Source organism: Paracoccus shanxieyensis, from assembly GCF_009711265.1.
GTDB lineage: Bacteria > Pseudomonadota > Alphaproteobacteria > Rhodobacterales > Rhodobacteraceae > Paracoccus > Paracoccus shanxieyensis.
In genome coordinates this window covers 80,979-97,438 of the sequence record NZ_WMII01000010.1, presented here as the reverse complement: position 1 = coordinate 97,438, position 16,460 = coordinate 80,979, and the positions used below count along the sequence as shown (strand labels likewise).

Sequence of the window (16,460 nt, the reverse complement as noted above, 5' to 3'; positions counted from 1 at the left end):
GCAGGAACGGCAGATGACATATCGACAGGCATTGCTGGGCGCGGCGGCGCTGGCCATTTGGTCATGCGTCGCGGGCGCTTCGCTGGCGCAGGCCACCGACCCGGGCGAGAATATCGAAAACGAGATGCCCGAGGTGTCGGCCGATGCCGAGATCCAGCGCGACACGCGCGATCCCAGTCGTGGGCCCGTCACCAATCTGCCCCTGCCCCGCTATGTCAGCCTGAAGGGCGGCGAGGGCAATGCCCGGCGCGGCCCTAGCCTGTCGCATCGCGTCGACTGGGTATTCCGCCATGCCGGGATGCCGCTGCGCGTCGTCGCGGAATTCGGCCATTGGCGCCGGGTCGAGGATCAGGACGGCGCGGGCGGCTGGGTGCATTACGCGCTGCTGTCGGGCGTGCGCACTGCCATCGTGCAGCAGGACATGCTGGAACTGCTGTCAAAGCCCGAGGAAAACGCCAATGTCGTGGCCCGCGCCGAAGCCGGGGCCATCGTCCGGCTGCATGAATGCACCAAGGACTGGTGCCGGGTGTCTGGCGGCGGCGAAAAGGGCTGGGTGCCCAAGACCACCATCTGGGGCGTCGATCCCGACGAGACGCGCGACTGAAACGATATCGGGCCGCCAACCCGGCGGCCCGTTTCGTTCTGCGATCCGCGCGGGATCACAGGACAAAGATCATGCGACCGGGATCACATGGACTGGCCGACCAGCGAATCCGTGCTGGCCTGCGCGCTCATGCATTGGAAATAGGTCAGCGTGATCGTGTCCTCGGTCAGGCGCAGCGTGCCATCCGGACGGGTCTGCAGATCGACGATCCGGTTGCCCGCCGCAGGCGAGCCTTCGCAGGCCAGCGTCACGCGCGTGCGGTTCACCTGACGCTCGGATCCGGCGATGGTGCAGCTTGCCCCGGGGAACATGAACTTGTTGCCGTCGATCACCAGGCTCTTGTCGCTGGTCATGTCACCGCAATCCGAGCGCAGCAGGTTATAGGTGCCGTTCAGCGCGCTGGATTGCGCGATGGGACCGGGGGTGGGCTCGGGGGCGACGGGCGCGACCTGATCGCAGGCGGCAACCAGACCCAGGGCTGCGACGGTGGCAAGCGCGAGCAGGGGCTTGTTCAGTTTCATTCCAGATCTCCCTTTGGTTTCAGGAACCGTCGGGCAAAAGCCCACGTCCTTTCAACAAAGCGTGAACCCCCGGTTTTCGTTCCCTGAATTTCAACCAAAGTTCGTCGGCGGGCAAAGAATCCCCTTTGGACAGGATCCATTCCTGCAGTTTTTCGGCGGTTTCGGGGTCAAAGGCGCTGCCTTTTTCCAAGAAGGCGTCAAAGGCATCGGCATCCATCACCTCGGACCACATATAGCTGTAATACCCCGCGCTGTAGCCGTCGCCCGAAAAGACATGCGCGAAATGCGGCGTGGCGTGGCGCATGGGAATGGCGGCAGGCGCGCCCAGTTCGGCCAGCACCTCGGCCTGCCGCGCCATGGGATCGGCGGGCGGCGTGCCGCGATGGAACGCCAGATCGACCAGCGCGCTTTCCAGATATTCGACGGTGGCAAAGCCCTGATCGGCATTGCCCGCCGCGATGATGCGGTCGCGCAGATCCGCAGGCAGCGGCGCGCCGGTTTCCGCATGGCGGGCGTGGCGGTCCAGCACTTCGGGCTGCTCCAGCCAATGCTCGAAAAGCTGGCTGGGCAATTCGACGAAATCGCGCGCCACCGCCGTCCCCGAAATCGAGGGCCAGCTGACATCCGACAGGATATTGTGCAGCGCATGGCCGAATTCGTGAAACAGCGTATGCGCGTCATCCCATGACAGGAAGGCGGGTGCGCCTTTTTCCTCGGGCGGGGTGAAGTTGCAGACATTGACGACGATGGGCCGCTGGCCCGCGCCGATCTTGTGCTGCGATTGCAGCGTCGAACACCACGCACCCGAGCGTTTGCTGGGCCGCGCATAGAAATCGCCCAGAAACACCGCCAGATGCTGCCCGTCGCGCGTCACCTCCCACGCGCGGGTGTCGGGCGACCACAGCTTCGCCTCGAAGGGGCGCATCTCGATGCCGAACAGCCGGTGTGCGGTGTCGAAGACCGCGCCGATCATCGCATCCAGCGTCAGGTAGGGCTTGACCTCGGCCTCATCCAGATCATGTTCGGCTTTGCGGCGGCGTTCGGCATAGAAGCGCCAGTCCCACGGCTCCAGCGCGCCGTTGCCGCCATCGGCATGCAGCATGTCGGTGAACCGCGCGGCATCGGCTTCGGCGCGGGCCTTGGCGGGGGTCCAGACCTGCATCAGCAGGGCTTCGACATTCGCCGCATTCCGCGCCATTTCCGGCTCCAGCTTGTAGCTGGCAAAGTCGTCATAGCCCAGCAGCGTGGCGCGTTCATGGCGGAGCACCAGGATCTCGGCTGCGACCGGCCGGTTGTCGGTGGCAGCGCCCCCCGCGCCCGAACCATCGCCGCGCGCGGCCCATGCCCGCCACGCGGTTTCGCGCAGGCTGCGATCGGTCGAATATTCCAGAAACGGCACGATCAGGCTGCGATTCAGCGTCACGATCTGCCCGGTCTGCCCCCGTTCGCGGGCGGCGGCGCGCATGCTGCGGATCAGCCAGTCGGGCAACCCGCCAAGCGCATCATCGGCAACGGGCATGGTGAAATCGCGTTCATCCGTCAGCATGTTCTGGGCAAACTGCGTCGAGAGCACCGCCAGACGTTCGCGAATGGCGGCCATCCGTTCGCGCGCAGCACCCGTCAGCCCCGCACCGGACCGGCGCAGCCCGCGCAGCGTCAGTTCGGTCAGGCGGCGATCTTCGGGCGCCAGTTCGTCGCGTTCCTGCAACACGGCCTCGACCCGGTCGAACAGGCGCGGATCCATGCTGACCTTGCTGCCATGCGCGGCCAGACGCGGGGCGATCTGACGCTGCAGATCCTCGCGCGCGGGGTTCGAATCGACGCCCGCCAAGGTGTAGAAAATCGCGCACAGCCGGTTCAGCGGGTCTTCGGCGGTTTCCAGCGCCGCGACGGTGTTCTGGAAATCCGGAGGGGCGGGGTTGGCGGCGATGGCCTCGACCGCGGCGGCGGCTTCGGCAAGGCAGGCATCGAAGGCCGGGGCGAAATCGGCATCCGCGATCAGGTCGAAGCGCGGCAGGCCCAGCGGGCCGGTCCATTGGGTGATTTCGGGGTTCATGCGTGCCTCCTGCAGCTTTGCCCCGATCTTTTCACCCCAGCCGGGAATGTCCAGAGCCGCAGACCGGACAATCGACGCGGCGGCGGATTTTCACAGAACGGCTTTCGCCGTAAAGCCCGTCAAAGATCAGCATCTGTCCGCGCAACGGCGTGCCGGTCCCGGCGATCAGCTTGATGGCCTCCAGCGCCATCATGCTGCCCAGAACGCCGGGCAAGGGACCGACGACGCCCGCCTCGGCGCAGCTTGGAGCAAGTCCGGCGGCCGGCGCGTCGGGAAAGAGGCAGGCCATGCAGGGCGCATCGCGGGCGGGATCCCAGATGGTCAACTGCCCCTCCCATTGCGCAATCGCCCCGGCGATCAGCGGCACGCCCGCAGCCGTGCAGGCCGCGTTCACCGCCTGCCGGGCGGCGAATGTATCCGTGCCGTCGATCACCAGATCATGCGCGGCGATCAGGTCCACGTCATCCGCGCCGATGCGGCGCTCCAGTGCGGTCACCGCGACATGCGGGTTCAGCGCCAGCATCGCGTCGCGCGCCGCCTGCGCCTTGGGCCGGCCTTCGTCGCGGGTGGCAAAGATCACCTGCCGTTGCAGGTTCGAGAGGCTGACCCGGTCGTCATCGGCCACCGTGATCCGCCCCACGCCCGCCGCCGCCAGATACAGCAGCACCGGTGCGCCAAGACCTCCTGCGCCAACGACCAGCGCGCGCGCGCGTTTCAGCGCCGCCTGCCCCGGCCCGCCCAACTCGCGCAGGATGATATGGCGGGCATAGCGGTCGATCTCGGCCTCGGGGATGGTGGGGGCGGGGATCGTCGGGGCGGCTTTGCGATGCAGCCGCACCAGCACGGCGCGATAGCCAAGAACCAGCGCCAGCACGCCGCCGATCAGCAGCCAGCCGCGCGGATCGCCTGCGGCCACGGCCATGCCCAGCCCCATCAGCCACAGCACGCCGATCAAGGTCCAGACGACGCGGCGCGGCCAATGAAAAAGCCGCCCCGCCATCAGCGAAGCGGCCATCAGCAGCAGCCAGATCAAGGGTCAGCCCCGCCCGGTCGAGCCGAAGCCGCCCGAGCCGCGCGCCGTATCCTGCAACGTATCGGCTATGACATAGGCCGCGCGGATGACCGGCGCGATCACCGCCTGCGCGATGCGTTCGCCATGCTGAATGGTATAGGGCGCCGCACCCAGATTGATCATGATGACGCCCAGCGGCCCGCGATAATCGCTGTCGATCGTGCCGGGCGTGTTCGGCAGCGTCACCCCATGCTTCAGCGCAAGGCTGGAGCGGGGGCGGATCTGCATCTCATAACCTTCGGGGATCTGAACGCGCAGGCCGGTCGGGACCAGCTTGATCTGACCGGGCTCAAGCACCAGATCGGCCCCGCCCAGATCGGCCCGCAGATCGGCCCCGGCCGAGCCTGCGGTCTGATATTCGGGCAAGGGCAGCGCCGGATCGGCACCGGGTTCACGCAAAACCAGAATCGTCACCGGCGCGGCTGTCATTATTTCGGCGCAATCATCATGACCATCTGGCGGCCTTCCAGCTTGGGCATGGATTCGATCTTGCCCGCCTCGCCGACATCGCCAGCCACGCGGTTCAGAAGCTCGACACCCAATTGCTGGTGCGCCATTTCGCGGCCACGAAAGCGCAGGGTGACCTTCACCTTGTCGCCTTCGCCCAGAAATTTCATCACCGAGCGCATCTTCACGTCATAGTCATGCGTATCCGTGCCGGGACGGAACTTGATCTCTTTGATCTCGATGACTTTTTGCTTTTTGCGGGCTTCGGCTTCGCGCTTTTGCTGTTCGTATTTGAACTTGCCAAGGTCCATGATCTTGCAGACCGGCGGCACAGCGTTCGGCGAGATTTCGACCAGATCAAGGCCGGCCTGCTCGGCAAGCTCCAGCCCGCGGGCGGGCGACACGACACCGATGTTTTCGCCTTCCGCACCGATCAGGCGGATTTCGGCGACTCGGATGCGTTCATTGACGCGGGGGCCGGTGTCACGGGTGGGCGGAGCGTTATGGGGTCTGCGAGCTATGGCTGAGTTCCTTGTATCGCCAAAAGGTTTGCGCGGTTAGATAGTCGCGCAAATGCCATATTTCAACCGGATTCGCAGCGTTGCGGGCATGGTTTTGCCTGCTTTTCGTCCGGACTCGACCCTTGGTTGAACGAATGGCGCCGCGCCCGCTTTACCCTTCCCGCGCGAGCATGGCATACAGACTTCGCCACCACCGACGCGATGGAGAACCCGATGCGGATGCTGCCTGCCCTTGTGCTGATACTTGCTGCCGGATTGGGCGTGGTGTGGTATGTCAGTGGCGGCGATCCCATGCGCCTGCTTGACGGCGGCGACCAGCAGCTTGCGCAGGCAGAAGCCCCCGCCCCCACGGCCCCAGCTGCCCCTGCCGAGCCGCCGCCCGAAGCCGCCGCTGCCGTCGATGCGGCGGGCAATGCGGCTGACGCGGCAGCCGATGCCGCAGCCATCGCCGCAGATGTCGCAGCCGAAGCCCATGCCGCGACTCAGGGCGCAGATTCCGCCGCAACCGCGCAGGCCGAGGCCGCAGCCGAAGCCGCCATCGCCGCAGCCGACCGCGCGGCGGATGCCGCCGCAGAAGGCGCGCAAGCCGTCAGCGCCGAACAGGCCAAGGCTGCGGCCAATGCCGCCGGGGCCGCCGCGCTGGCCACCGCCACCGCCGCCCGCACCGCAGGCGCTGCGGCGGGTCAGGTTCTGGCATCCGACCCTGCGCTGACCGTCGACGGCTTCGAGGCCGACCGGGTGCGCCAGATCATCGCCGCAGCCGACCTGCCCGAGGCGCGGAAATCCGAACTGACCTCAGCGCTGGATAGCGCCGCAGCCGACCCGGCCCGCATCCCCGCCACGCTGGATCAGATCCGGGCCGCGCTGCCATGAGCCACCCGACCCTTGCCGAGTTTCTGAAGGATTCGCCGGACCGTCTGATCAAGGGCCCCATCGCCATTCTGCTGATCGAAGACGGCGTCGCCGTCGGCCCGACGCTGAACCATCACCTGAAGGCGGGCTTCAAGCTGATCCTTGCCTTGTCGCCCGATCCCCTGCCCCCGCATCTTCTGCCCGAGGACGGCGGCGAAAAGATCGTAAATCTGCGCCATGACGCCCGCAACACCCGCGCCCATGTCGCCGCGGTCAATGCCGTGATCGAGGCCGCGCCGCCCAACACATGGATGTATTACGGCTATAACGCCGAATTCCTGTTCTATCCCTTTTCCGAAAGCCGCACCGTCGGCGAGATGCTGGCCTTCCACACCGAGGAACGCCGCCGCTCGATGCTGACCTATGTCATCGACCTTTATGCGCCGGACCTGAACCGCTTCCCCGATGCGGTCAGCATGAATGAGGCGATGTTCGACCGCACCGGCTATTTCGCGCTTGGCCGGACGGACCGGGACGGCAATTTCCTGGAACGCCAGCTGGACTTTCACGGCGGCCTGCGCTGGCGCTTCGAGGAGCATGTGCCCGCCGACCGCCGCCGCATCGACCGCATCTCGCTGTTCCGCACCCAGCCGGGCCTGAAGCTGCTGGCCGACCACCGCTTCAATGTCGAGGAATACAACACCTATTCCTGCCCATGGCATCACAACCTGACGGCGGCGGTCGCCTCGTTCCGGGTGGCGAAGGCCCTGGCGCGCAATCCCGGTTCGCGCCACCAGATCCAGAATTTTGCCTGGCGCAACTCGCACCCGTTCCGCTGGCATTCCCAGCAGTTGATGGACTTTGGCCTGATGGAACCGGGACAGTGGTTCTGACGCAAAACCTGTCCTTTCCGGGTGCAACAAAGCCGGGAATCGCGCAATAAGCTGCGGGTCTTGCACCTTTGCCGGGCCCGATGATAGACCGGGCCAAGGTTTCGCGCCGGTTGACGCCGATGCGGGTGCCACGAAATGACGCCACGTCGGACCAACGGAGACCAGACGCAGATGACGATGACCCGGACCAGCTTTGACAAGAACGATCTGCTGGCCTGCGCCCGCGGAGAGCTGTTCGGCCCCGGCAATGCGCAACTGCCCGAACCGCCCATGCTGATGATGGACCGCATCACCGAGATCTCGGCAGATGGCGGGCTGCATGGCAAGGGCCATGTCGTGGCCGAATTCGACATCACGCCGGACCTGTGGTTCTTTTCCTGCCATTTTCCCGGCAATCCGATCATGCCGGGCTGCCTTGGCCTTGATGGGCTGTGGCAGCTGACCGGCTTCAACCTTGGCTGGCGCGGCTGGCTGGGTCGCGGCTATGCCTTGGGCGTGGGTGAGGTCAAGCTGACGGGCATGGTCCGCCCCGACCGCAAGATGCTGCGCTATTATGTCGATTTCACCAAGGCCGTGCAGACCCGCCGCCTGACCATGGGTGTGGCCGATGGCCGCGTCGAGGCGGATGGCGAAGTCATCTATCAAGTCAAGGACATGAAGGTCGCGTTGTCGGAAAGCTGATCTCGCTTCGGTTCCGTGCATCGAATTCAGGAGAACGCCCATGCGCCGCGTCGTCGTCACCGGTCTCGGCATCGTTTCCAGCATCGGAAACAATGCTGAAGAAGTTCTTGCCTCGCTGAAAGCGGGCAAATCCGGCATCACCGCCAATGAAGACATGAAGGAATACGGCTTCCGCAGTCAGGTCGCGGGGGCCGTCAATCTGGATATCAAGGAAGCCGTGGACAAGCGCGTCCTGCGCTTCATGGGTCCGGGCGCGGCCTATGGCTATATCGCCATGCAGCAGGCCATCGCCGATGCCGGCCTGTCTGAGGCTGAGGTGGTCAACCCGCGCACCGGCCTGATCGCCGGGTCCGGCGGTCCTTCCACATCCAGCATGTTCGCCGCGCATCAGATCGTGCTGAATTCCGGCTCGCCCAAGCGGATCGGGCCGTTTGCGGTGCCGAAATGCATGTCCTCGACGATTTCGGCGAACCTCTCGACGGCGTTCAGGATCAAGGGCGTGAACTATTCGATCACCTCGGCCTGCTCGACCTCGTTGCATTGCATCGGCAATGCCGCCGAACAGATTGCGATGGGCCGTCAGGACGTGATGTTCGCGGGCGGCGCCGAAGAGCTGGACTGGACGCTGAGTTGCCTGTTCGACGCGATGGGCGCCATGTCGTCGAAATACAACGACCAGCCGGAAAAGGCCTCGCGCGCGTTCGATGCGAACCGCGACGGCTTCGTCATCTCGGGCGGTGGCGGCATCATCGTGCTGGAGGAACTGGAACACGCCAAGGCGCGCGGTGCGAAAATCTATGCCGAGGTGACGGGCTATGCCGCGACCTCGGACGGGCATGACATGGTGGCCCCCTCGGGGGAAGGCGGCGAACGCGCCATGCGTCTGGCGCTGGAGACGCTGAAGGATGGCCGCAAGATCAGCTATATCAACGCGCATGGCACCTCGACCCCGGTCGGCGACGTGGGCGAGGTCGAAGCCGTGCGCCGCGTCTTTGGCGAAGGCCAGACGCCGCTGATTTCCTCCACCAAGTCGATGACCGGGCACAGTCAGGGCGCAACCGGCGCGCAAGAGGCGATCTATTGCCTGCTGATGCTGCAAAACGACTTCATCGCGCCGTCGATCAATGTCGAAACGCTGGACCCGGCCATCCACGCGGGCGAGATTGCGACAAGCCTTGTCGAAAACGCCGGATTGGATACGGTGATGACCAATTCCTTTGGTTTCGGCGGCACCAACGGCTCGATGCTGCTTTCCAAGTATAACGGATAACAAGATGTCGGATTTGATGAAGGGGAAGCGCGGCCTTGTGATGGGGGTCGCGAATGACCGCTCGATCGCATGGGGCATTGCCAAGGCGCTGGCCGATCAGGGCGCAGAACTGGCCTTTTCCTATCAGGGCGATGCGTTCGGCAAACGGGTCGAGCCGCTGGCCGCCACGGTCGGATCGGATTTCCTGCTGGACGTGGACGTGAACAACGACGCCTCGCTGGATGCGGCCTTCGGGCAGATCGCGGAACGCTGGGGCAAGCTGGATTTCGTGGTCCATGCCATCGCGTTTTCCGACAAGAACGAACTGACCGGCCGCTTCGTCGATACCTCGCGCGAGAATTTCAAGAATTCGCTGACGATTTCCTGCTATTCGCTGATCGACGTGGCGCGTCGCGCCGCCCCGCTGATGACCGAAGGCGGCACGATCATCACGCTGACCTATGCCGGGTCGAACCGGGTGACGCCGTTCTATAACGTGATGGGCGTGGCGAAGGCGGCACTGGAATCGGCGGTGCGCTATCTGGCGAATGATCTTGGCCCGCAGGGCATCCGCGTCAATGCGATCAGCCCCGGCCCGATGAAGACGCTGGCAGGCGCGGCCATCGGCGGCGCGCGCAAGACCTACCGCCACACCGAAGCCAACGCGCCCCTGCGCGCCAATGCCACGCTGGACGCCATCGGCGGCACTGCCGTCTGGCTGTGTTCGGACTGGGGCGCCTGCACCACGGGCGAAACCGTGCTGGTGGATGGCGGCTATCACGTTCTGGGCATGCCACAATCCGAAAACCTGTAAGGGAAGGAACCCTCGCGATGGATGTCAGACATTTCACCGCGGGGGACGGCGCCCGCCTTGCCTATCGCGAACAGGGTCAGGGCCTGCCGGTTCTGGCACTGTCCGGCCTGACACGGACGGGGCGGGATTTTGAATATCTGGCCCCGCATCTGGATGGCGTGCGGCTGATCTGCCCCGATTACCGCGGACGCGGCGATTCCCAATGGACCGGGCCTGCCAGCTATACTGTCCAGCAAGAGGCGCAGGATGCCATCGACCTGCTGGACCTGCTAGAGATCGAACAGGCCGCCGTTCTGGGCACATCGCGTGGCGGGATCATCGGCATGTATCTGGCCGCGACCTCGCGCCATCGGCTGCACGGGCTGTGCCTGAACGATGTGGGTCCGGTGCTGCACAAGCCGGGTCTGGCGCGGATCATCGATTATGTCGGGCGCAACCCGGTGGCCTCAAGCCATGCCGATCTGGCGCGCAAGCTGCCGCTGGTGATGCCGGAATTCCGCAACGTGCCGCGCGACCGCTGGCTGGCCGAGGCGCAATTGCATTACGCCCAGACCGAGGCGGGGTTGAAGATCACCTATGATCCGCAACTGCGCGAAGGCTTCGTCGCCGCGTTCGAGGGGCCCGAGATCAACCTTTGGCCGCTGTTCGATGCGGCGCATGATCTGCCGCTGGCGCTGATCCGGGGCGGCAATTCCGACCTGCTGTCGCCAGACGTGGCCGCCCAGATGCGCAGCCGCCGCCCCGATATGATCTATGCCGAAGTGCCCGATCGCGGCCATATCCCGTTTCTGGACGAACCCGAGGCTTTGGCCGCAATCGAACAATGGCTGGCGCTGATCCCGCGCGCCTAGCGCGTGGTGGCAGCCCCGACAGTCGCCCCGGCCACAGCGCCCACCGGGCCTGCCACGACCGCGCCGCCCAGACCGCCGGTCGCGGCGCGCTCGGTCGCATTGTTTCCGCAGGCAGCCAGGGTCAGCATCATTCCACCCAGCAGTGCAGCGCTAAGATATTTCATCATCTTCTCCCCAATGCGGCGCCGTGCCGCGTATGGGAAGATGACGCGGCAAGGCGGCTTTTGGTTCCGCCGCCCGCGTTACAGCCCGGTCAGGCGCTGCGCGCGCACCACATCCCAGGTGATTTGCTGCATCCGTGCCGCCAGTTCGGGCGATGGCGCATCTGCCTCGGTTCCGTCCGCCCGCTGCAACTGGTTCGGCAATCCCACCGGGCTTTTGCCGTAAAGCGTGGCGTAATGCGTCAGCGCCACCAGATAGACCCCCAGATCGTTGGGATGGATCGGATCCAGCGAGCCGTCGGGATTGCGGCCGAACAGTTGTTCGCGATGGGTCAGTTCGGCGATGCCCTGCGCCTCGGCCTCGGCCACGACGGCGGCCATGACCTGCCCCGCCGGGATCAGCCAGACCGGCTTGCCGTTGACCTTTTCGGTGGCGCGGCTGGCTGACCACAGGATCTGGCTCCACATCTGGTCCAGATCGCCGGGGAAACGCCCCAGCCATTCCGGCTGATCGTCCAAGGCGTGCCAGCTTTCATACAGAAACACCTGCGTCGCGGGGTTGGCGCTGATCGCCTCGGCCGCCCAGTTCGCGGCGCTGGCGGTGCTGTCTTTATACAGCAGCGCGTCTTTCAGCTTGACCATCTCGGTCATGACAAAGGCGTCGTATTCGCCGCTTTTCAGCGCCTCATGCGCATCGCGATAGCGGGGCGTGGCGTTTTCCTGATCGAAGCCGTTGATCGACTGCCGGCCCTGCCAATGTTCGCCCAAGGCCGTGCCCCAGCCCAGTTGCAGGTTGTAATCATGCCCCGCCATCTGGGCCAGCATCGCGGGCATGTCGCGACCGACAAGGCTGTGGCCAAGGTGAAAGACCTTCAGCGGTCCCTGCGGCAACTGGCGTTTCGTGTCGTAAAGCGCCTGCACATCGGCGCCAGCGTCGTGACGGGGCAGACCCTGCGGTTTCAGCGTCCACACCCCTGCCACGATGACGGCCAGCCCGGCCAGCACCAGTCCCAGACGCGGCACCATGCCGCCCCGCCAGCGCCACGCCAGCCAAAACGCGGCGACCGCCGCCAAAAGCACAACCAAAAGAACCAGATACCGCATCACCAAACCTTTTCAAGAACTGCGCCCGGTATAACAAACCCGATCCGGGCGCGCAGTAAAAAGGCCGCTATCCTTTCGGACAGCGGCCAATCCGGATCTGATCGTGGCGATCAGCCCTGTGCGCGGTTGGCCCGGTTCCAGCGGATCGAGGCCCAAAGCGAGATCCCGATCAGCGTCGCACCGCCAAGTCCGGTGATGACCTCGGGGATATGCATCAGCGGCTGGATGAACATGATGACCGACAGCGTGATGATGGCGTAAAACGCGCCATGCTCCAGATAGCGGTATTCCGCCAGCGTGCCGCGTTCGACCAGCATGATGGTCATCGAACGCACATACATCGCGCCGATGCCAAGGCCGATGGCGATGATGAACAGGTTATGCGTCAGCGCAAACGCCCCGATCACCCCGTCAAAGCTGAACGAGGCATCCAGCACCTCCAGATACAGGAACGCGCCCAGACCGCCCTTGGCGCCTGCCTGCAGGGTTTCCTGCGTGCTGTCCAGCAGACCGCCCAGCACCTCGACCAGCAGGAAGGTCAAGAGACCCCAGATGGCCGAGCTGAAGAAGACCTGCGATTCGGCGGGCTCGAGGAAGCGCGAGAAGATCAGCACGGTGACCAGCACGATGGCGACCTCGATGCCGCGGATCGTGGCATAGCGCGTCATCTTGGCTTCCAGCCATTTGACCCAATGCACGTCCTTTTCGTGGTCGAAGAAGAACGACAGGCCGACCATCATCAGGAACGTCCCGCCAAAGGCCGCGATGGGCAGGTGGGCGTCATGCATGATGCGCGAATATTCGCCCGGCTGGCTGGCGGCCAGCACGATGGCCTGCCACGGGCCGATATTGGCCGCGATCACCACGATCAGCAACGGGAAGACGATCCGCATCCCGAACACGGCGATCAGGATGCCCCAGGTCAGGAAGCGCCGCTGCCAGACCGGCGTCATGTCCTTGAGCTTGTTGGCATTCACGATGGCGTTGTCGAAGGACAACGAGATCTCCAGCACGGCAAGCACCATGCAGATGAAAAAGATCGACAGCGTGCCGCCGACGGTCCCGGTCATCTGCCAGCCAAGCACGACCCCCAGCGCAAGACCGATGATCGTGACGATGAAGGACCAGCGAAAGTAGCTGAGCGTAGAGGCCCCCGCGCGAGGGGTGTTGCCTTGTTGCATGTCAGAAAGGTTCCAGGCGGCTGGCCAAACAAAGGATGCCGACATCGCGAACGTGCCGCCACGTTCGCCAGAGGGGCCCGGCATCAAGTTCCGATTCACGGCTTCGCGAATGCGCAGAAGATGACTTTTTCACGTCAAAAACGCAAGTGTGATCTGATGTGATCGCGGGTTTCAGCCCGGATCGGCGGGTTTCGCCATCATCGGGAACGACAGCCGGGCGATCAGCCCCCGGTCGCCCGGCCCGGCCTCAAGCCGCAGGCGGCCTGCAAACAGGCGGGCGATTTCATCGACGACCGGCAGGCCAAGCCCCATGCCGGGGCCATGCGTCCGGCCGCGCGCGAACCGCCCCAAGGCGGCGTCGCGGGCGGGTTCGGGGATGCCGGGTCCGTCATCCTCGACCTCAAGGATCGCGGCATCGCCTGCCGCACGGACCCGCACCGTCACCACGGTGCCGCGCCCGGTATGCAGGATGGCGTTGTTGATCAGGTTCTGCAGCGCCTCGGCCAGCAGCAGCGGTTCGGCCCGGACCTGCAGCGGGCCTTGATCCTCGAAGCCCAGATCGACGCCCGCATCGGCGGCCGAGGGGATGTTGTCCGCCGTCAGCGCGCGCGCGAACGCCGTCAGGTCCAGCGGATCGGGGGCGCGCCCCGCTGCGGCATCGACCTTGGCCAGCAGCAGCAGCTGGGCAAGGATGCGTTCGGCATGGGCGACGGCGGCATCGCCTTTCTGCGCGGCCTCTTGCGCCTCGGCCAGCGTACCCGCGCGGGCGGCCAGCGCCAGTTGCGTGCGCACCACCGCCAGCGGCGTGCGCAGCTGATGCCCGGCATTGCCGGTAAAGTTGCGCAGCCCGTCCAGCGCCGATTTCAGCCGGGACATGAACAGGTTGATCGTGCCGACCAACCCGCGCACCTCGGAGGGCACGGGCGTTTCCACGGCGGCAAGATCGTCCGGGCTGCGGGTGGCGATGACCTCGCCCAGCTTGCGCAGCGGCCGCAGGCTGACGGTCACCGCCACGCCAACGACCAGCGCCGCGCCCAGCATCATCAGCGACAACCGCAGCGCCGACCGCATCAGGATCGTCCGGGTCAGTTCCCGCCGCGCATTCGTGGTTTCCGCCACCGTCACCACGAATGGCACCTCATCGATGCCGGTCGAGGCGGCGCGTGCAAGACTGGCCACCCGCACGGGCTCGCCCCGGAACGCATCATCGGCAAAGACCGGATCGCCGCCGGGCTGCGCCTGCGCCATGGGCAGATCCGCATAGCCGGTGACCAGCCGCCCAGGCGGGCCGTCGACGCGGTAAAACACCCGGTCTTCGGCGGCAGAGCTCAGCATCTCCAGCGCGCCATAGGGGATTTCGATGGCGATCAGCCCGTTCTCATCCAGCGAGGCGCGCTCGGCGATGACCAGCGCGGAACCGGCCAGCACGCGGTCGGCCAGCGCATTGGCCATGCGCACCGCCTCGCGCCATGTGTCGATCAGCGCCAGCGTGCCAAAGACCAGCGTGCCCGCAAGCAGCCAGACCAGCAGGCGCCGCCGGATCGAGAAAGGGCGGCTCACGGTCCGGCCCGGTCAAGGAAATAGCCGATGCCGCGCGCCGTCCTGACCGTCAGACCGGCGGGGCCAAGGCGTTTGCGCAGGCGGCTGACATATTGCTCGATCGCATTGGCGGACAGATCGTCCTCAAGACTGGTCAAGGATTGCACGATGGCTTCGCGCGGCACGACCTTGCCCGCGCGGGTGATCAGCAGTTCCAGCAGGCCGCGTTCTCGGGCGGGCAGATCCAGTGCCTGATCGGCCACGGAAAAGCTGCGGCTGTTCTGGTCGAAGGTCAGGCCACCAAAGCTGACCGTCGCCGTGCGCAGACCGGCCTGCCGGCGCAGCAGCGACCGGATGCGCGCCTCGAATTCGCCGATGTCGAAGGGCTTTATCAGATAGTCGTCGGCCCCCAGATCAAGCCCCCGCACCCGTTCTTCGGGCGTGCCGCGCGCGGTCAGGATCATCACCGCCGCCGTGCTTTTGCGCGCCCGGATCGAGCGCAGCACCTCAAGCCCGTCCATCTGCGGCAGGTTCAGATCAAGGATCACCAGATCGAAGCTTTCCGCCAGCGCCAGCGCCTCGGCCGAGGCGCCGTCATGGACCACATCCACCGCATAGCCGGTCTGGCGCAGCAGTGTGACCAGCCCCTCGGCCAGCGAAAGATTGTCCTCGACCAGCAAGATGCGCATGAGCCCCCCTGCCCGCGACCCTAGCGTCCCGCTTGCGGGCGGGCAACGGCTGGGGCAAGCTTCAGCGATGCGTCTGCCTGCCCTTTTGCCAGCACTTGCCGCGCTGTTTTTCAGTCAGGCGGCGGCCCAGCCCACGATCTTTCCCGCACCGCGGGGCGATGGGCGGGAGCTGGTGATCTATTCCTCGCTGGACGATCATCTGGCGCAGCCGCTGATCGCGGCGTTTCAGGCCAGCCATCCCGATGTGCGCGTGGCCTATGAAAACCTGCTGACGGGCGAGCTGCACGACCGCATCGTCGCCGAAACCGCAGCCGGGACCGGGACGGCGGATTTTGCCTTTTCCTCGGCCATGGATCTGCAGGTCAAGCTGGCGAATGACGGCTATGCCCGCCCGGTCGTCACGCCCGACACGCCCGGCTGGCCCGATTGGGCGAACTGGCGCGACACCGCCTATGCGCTGACCTTCGAGCCCGCGGTCTTTGCCTATCACAAGCCCAGCTTTGCCGGGCAGACCCCGCCCGCCACCCGCGCCGACCTGATCCGCTGGATGGCCGAACATCCCGATCAGGCGCGGGGGCGCATCGGCACCTATGACGTGGCGCGCTCGGGCGTGGGCTATCTGTTTCTGGCGCGCGATCAGGAACTTTATCCCGGCATCTGGTCGGTCGCCGCCGCGATGGGCCGCGCCGATGTGCAGCAATTCTCGACCACCAGCGACCTGCTGGCACGGATCGCGGATGGGCGGCTGGCGCTGGGGTATAATCTGCTGGGATCGTATGTCGCGGAATGGGCGCGGCGCGATCCGGATGTGGGCATGATCCTGCCGCAGGATTTCACGGTGGTGGTATCGCGCGTTGCGGTCGTGCCGACGGCGGCGCGCGATGCGCAACTGGGCGGGGCGTTTCTGGCCTTCCTGATGTCCCCGCCGGGTCAGGAGCTGCTGTCGCGCACGCTGCGCCTGTCGGCGGTCAGCCTTGAGGTCGCCGGTCAGGACACGCCTGCGGGCGGGATGCAGGATCTGGCCGGGCTGCGGCTGAAGCCGGTGCCGGTCAGCCCCGGCCTGCTGGCCTATCTGGATCAGGCGACGCGCAGCCGTCTTCTGGCGCGCTGGAACGCCGCGCTGTCGGGCAGGTGAAATTTCTCAGCCCCGCGTCAGGTGCATGACAGGTTTGTGTGCTGGATATAGCTGATGCCCGCCACGTCGCGGGTTCAGGAGGCGACCCCG

General features: G+C 65.6%; 18 protein-coding genes. 8 read left to right on the top strand and 10 right to left on the bottom strand.

The window, feature by feature from the left end:
* Positions 1-13: 13 nt before the first annotated feature.
* On the top strand, positions 14-604 hold the full coding sequence (locus GL284_RS12035) for an SH3 domain-containing protein (RefSeq protein ID WP_196216767.1): 591 nt from the start codon (positions 14-16) through the stop codon (positions 602-604).
* 83 nt (positions 605-687) lie between these two features.
* Here the strand turns inward: GL284_RS12035 and GL284_RS12030 are convergent, their stop codons facing one another.
* The 5 genes from GL284_RS12030 to infC are packed head-to-tail and all read right to left on the bottom strand — an operon-like array spanning position 688 to position 5,158.
* Positions 688-1,125, bottom strand: coding sequence for a hypothetical protein (locus GL284_RS12030; RefSeq protein ID WP_155044873.1), 438 nt, complete (start codon positions 1,123-1,125; stop codon positions 688-690).
* Between the two features lie 19 nt (positions 1,126-1,144).
* Positions 1,145-3,181 carry a M3 family metallopeptidase gene (locus GL284_RS12025; protein WP_155044872.1) on the bottom strand — a complete coding sequence of 679 codons (2,037 nt, stop codon included), beginning with the start codon at positions 3,179-3,181 and terminating at the stop codon, positions 1,145-1,147.
* Between the two features lie 31 nt (positions 3,182-3,212).
* The gene (locus GL284_RS12020; RefSeq protein WP_230383046.1) at positions 3,213-4,214 is read right to left on the bottom strand and encodes a HesA/MoeB/ThiF family protein; all 1,002 of its coding nucleotides are present in this window, start codon (positions 4,212-4,214) and stop codon (positions 3,213-3,215) included.
* A gap of 3 nt (positions 4,215-4,217) precedes the next feature.
* Positions 4,218-4,682 (bottom strand): dUTP diphosphatase, encoded by a 465-nt coding sequence (gene dut / locus GL284_RS12015; RefSeq protein WP_155044871.1) that lies wholly within the window; start codon positions 4,680-4,682, stop codon positions 4,218-4,220.
* Positions 4,682-5,158 carry a translation initiation factor IF-3 gene (gene infC, locus GL284_RS12010; protein ID WP_341870367.1) on the bottom strand — a complete coding sequence of 159 codons (477 nt, stop codon included), beginning with the start codon at positions 5,156-5,158 and terminating at the stop codon, positions 4,682-4,684. Before infC ends, dut begins: the two co-directional genes overlap by 1 nt.
* A gap of 276 nt (positions 5,159-5,434) precedes the next feature.
* Here infC and GL284_RS12005 point away from each other — a divergent pair, with 276 nt between their 5' ends.
* The 6 genes from GL284_RS12005 (at position 5,435) to GL284_RS11980 (ending at position 10,561) form a co-directional block, all read left to right on the top strand.
* Positions 5,435-6,094 carry a hypothetical protein gene (locus tag GL284_RS12005; RefSeq protein ID WP_155044870.1) on the top strand — a complete coding sequence of 220 codons (660 nt, stop codon included), beginning with the start codon at positions 5,435-5,437 and terminating at the stop codon, positions 6,092-6,094.
* The gene (locus GL284_RS12000) at positions 6,091-6,966 is read left to right on the top strand and encodes a glycosyltransferase family 2 protein (protein ID WP_155044869.1); all 876 of its coding nucleotides are present in this window, start codon (positions 6,091-6,093) and stop codon (positions 6,964-6,966) included. The genes GL284_RS12005 and GL284_RS12000 overlap by 4 nt, the downstream gene beginning before the upstream one ends.
* Positions 6,967-7,137: 171 nt before the next feature.
* Positions 7,138-7,647 (top strand): bifunctional 3-hydroxydecanoyl-ACP dehydratase/trans-2-decenoyl-ACP isomerase, encoded by a 510-nt coding sequence (gene fabA, locus GL284_RS11995; protein ID WP_155044868.1) that lies wholly within the window; start codon positions 7,138-7,140, stop codon positions 7,645-7,647.
* Positions 7,648-7,687: 40 nt separating this feature from the next.
* Positions 7,688-8,917 (top strand): beta-ketoacyl-ACP synthase I, encoded by a 1,230-nt coding sequence (gene fabB, locus GL284_RS11990; protein ID WP_155044867.1) that lies wholly within the window; start codon positions 7,688-7,690, stop codon positions 8,915-8,917.
* A gap of 4 nt (positions 8,918-8,921) precedes the next feature.
* Positions 8,922-9,710, top strand: a complete 789-nt coding sequence (locus GL284_RS11985) for an enoyl-ACP reductase FabI (RefSeq protein ID WP_155044866.1) — start codon at positions 8,922-8,924, stop codon at positions 9,708-9,710.
* Between the two features lie 17 nt (positions 9,711-9,727).
* A complete protein-coding gene (locus GL284_RS11980) occupies positions 9,728-10,561 on the top strand; it encodes an alpha/beta fold hydrolase (RefSeq protein ID WP_155044865.1) in 834 nt (277 codons plus the stop codon).
* Here GL284_RS11980 and GL284_RS11975 read toward each other — a convergent pair.
* From GL284_RS11975 to GL284_RS11955, 5 genes are all read right to left on the bottom strand, one after another.
* Entirely contained in the window at positions 10,558-10,725 is a 168-nt protein-coding gene (locus tag GL284_RS11975; protein ID WP_155044864.1) for a hypothetical protein, read from the bottom strand. The genes GL284_RS11980 and GL284_RS11975 overlap by 4 nt on opposite strands.
* Before the next feature lie 78 nt (positions 10,726-10,803).
* Positions 10,804-11,826 (bottom strand): hypothetical protein, encoded by a 1,023-nt coding sequence (locus GL284_RS11970; RefSeq protein WP_155044863.1) that lies wholly within the window; start codon positions 11,824-11,826, stop codon positions 10,804-10,806.
* Positions 11,827-11,936: 110 nt separating this feature from the next.
* Positions 11,937-13,007 (bottom strand): DUF475 domain-containing protein, encoded by a 1,071-nt coding sequence (locus GL284_RS11965; RefSeq protein ID WP_155044862.1) that lies wholly within the window; start codon positions 13,005-13,007, stop codon positions 11,937-11,939.
* 171 nt (positions 13,008-13,178) lie between these two features.
* Positions 13,179-14,567 (bottom strand): sensor histidine kinase, encoded by a 1,389-nt coding sequence (locus tag GL284_RS11960; RefSeq protein ID WP_341870364.1) that lies wholly within the window; start codon positions 14,565-14,567, stop codon positions 13,179-13,181.
* Positions 14,564-15,235, bottom strand: a complete 672-nt coding sequence (locus GL284_RS11955; RefSeq protein ID WP_155044861.1) for a response regulator transcription factor — start codon at positions 15,233-15,235, stop codon at positions 14,564-14,566. Before GL284_RS11955 ends, GL284_RS11960 begins: the two co-directional genes overlap by 4 nt.
* Before the next feature lie 67 nt (positions 15,236-15,302).
* On the opposite strand from GL284_RS11955, the gene GL284_RS11950 reads away from it, so the two are divergent.
* Entirely contained in the window at positions 15,303-16,370 is a 1,068-nt protein-coding gene (locus GL284_RS11950) for an ABC transporter substrate-binding protein (protein WP_196216768.1), read from the top strand.
* Positions 16,371-16,460 lie beyond the last annotated feature (90 nt).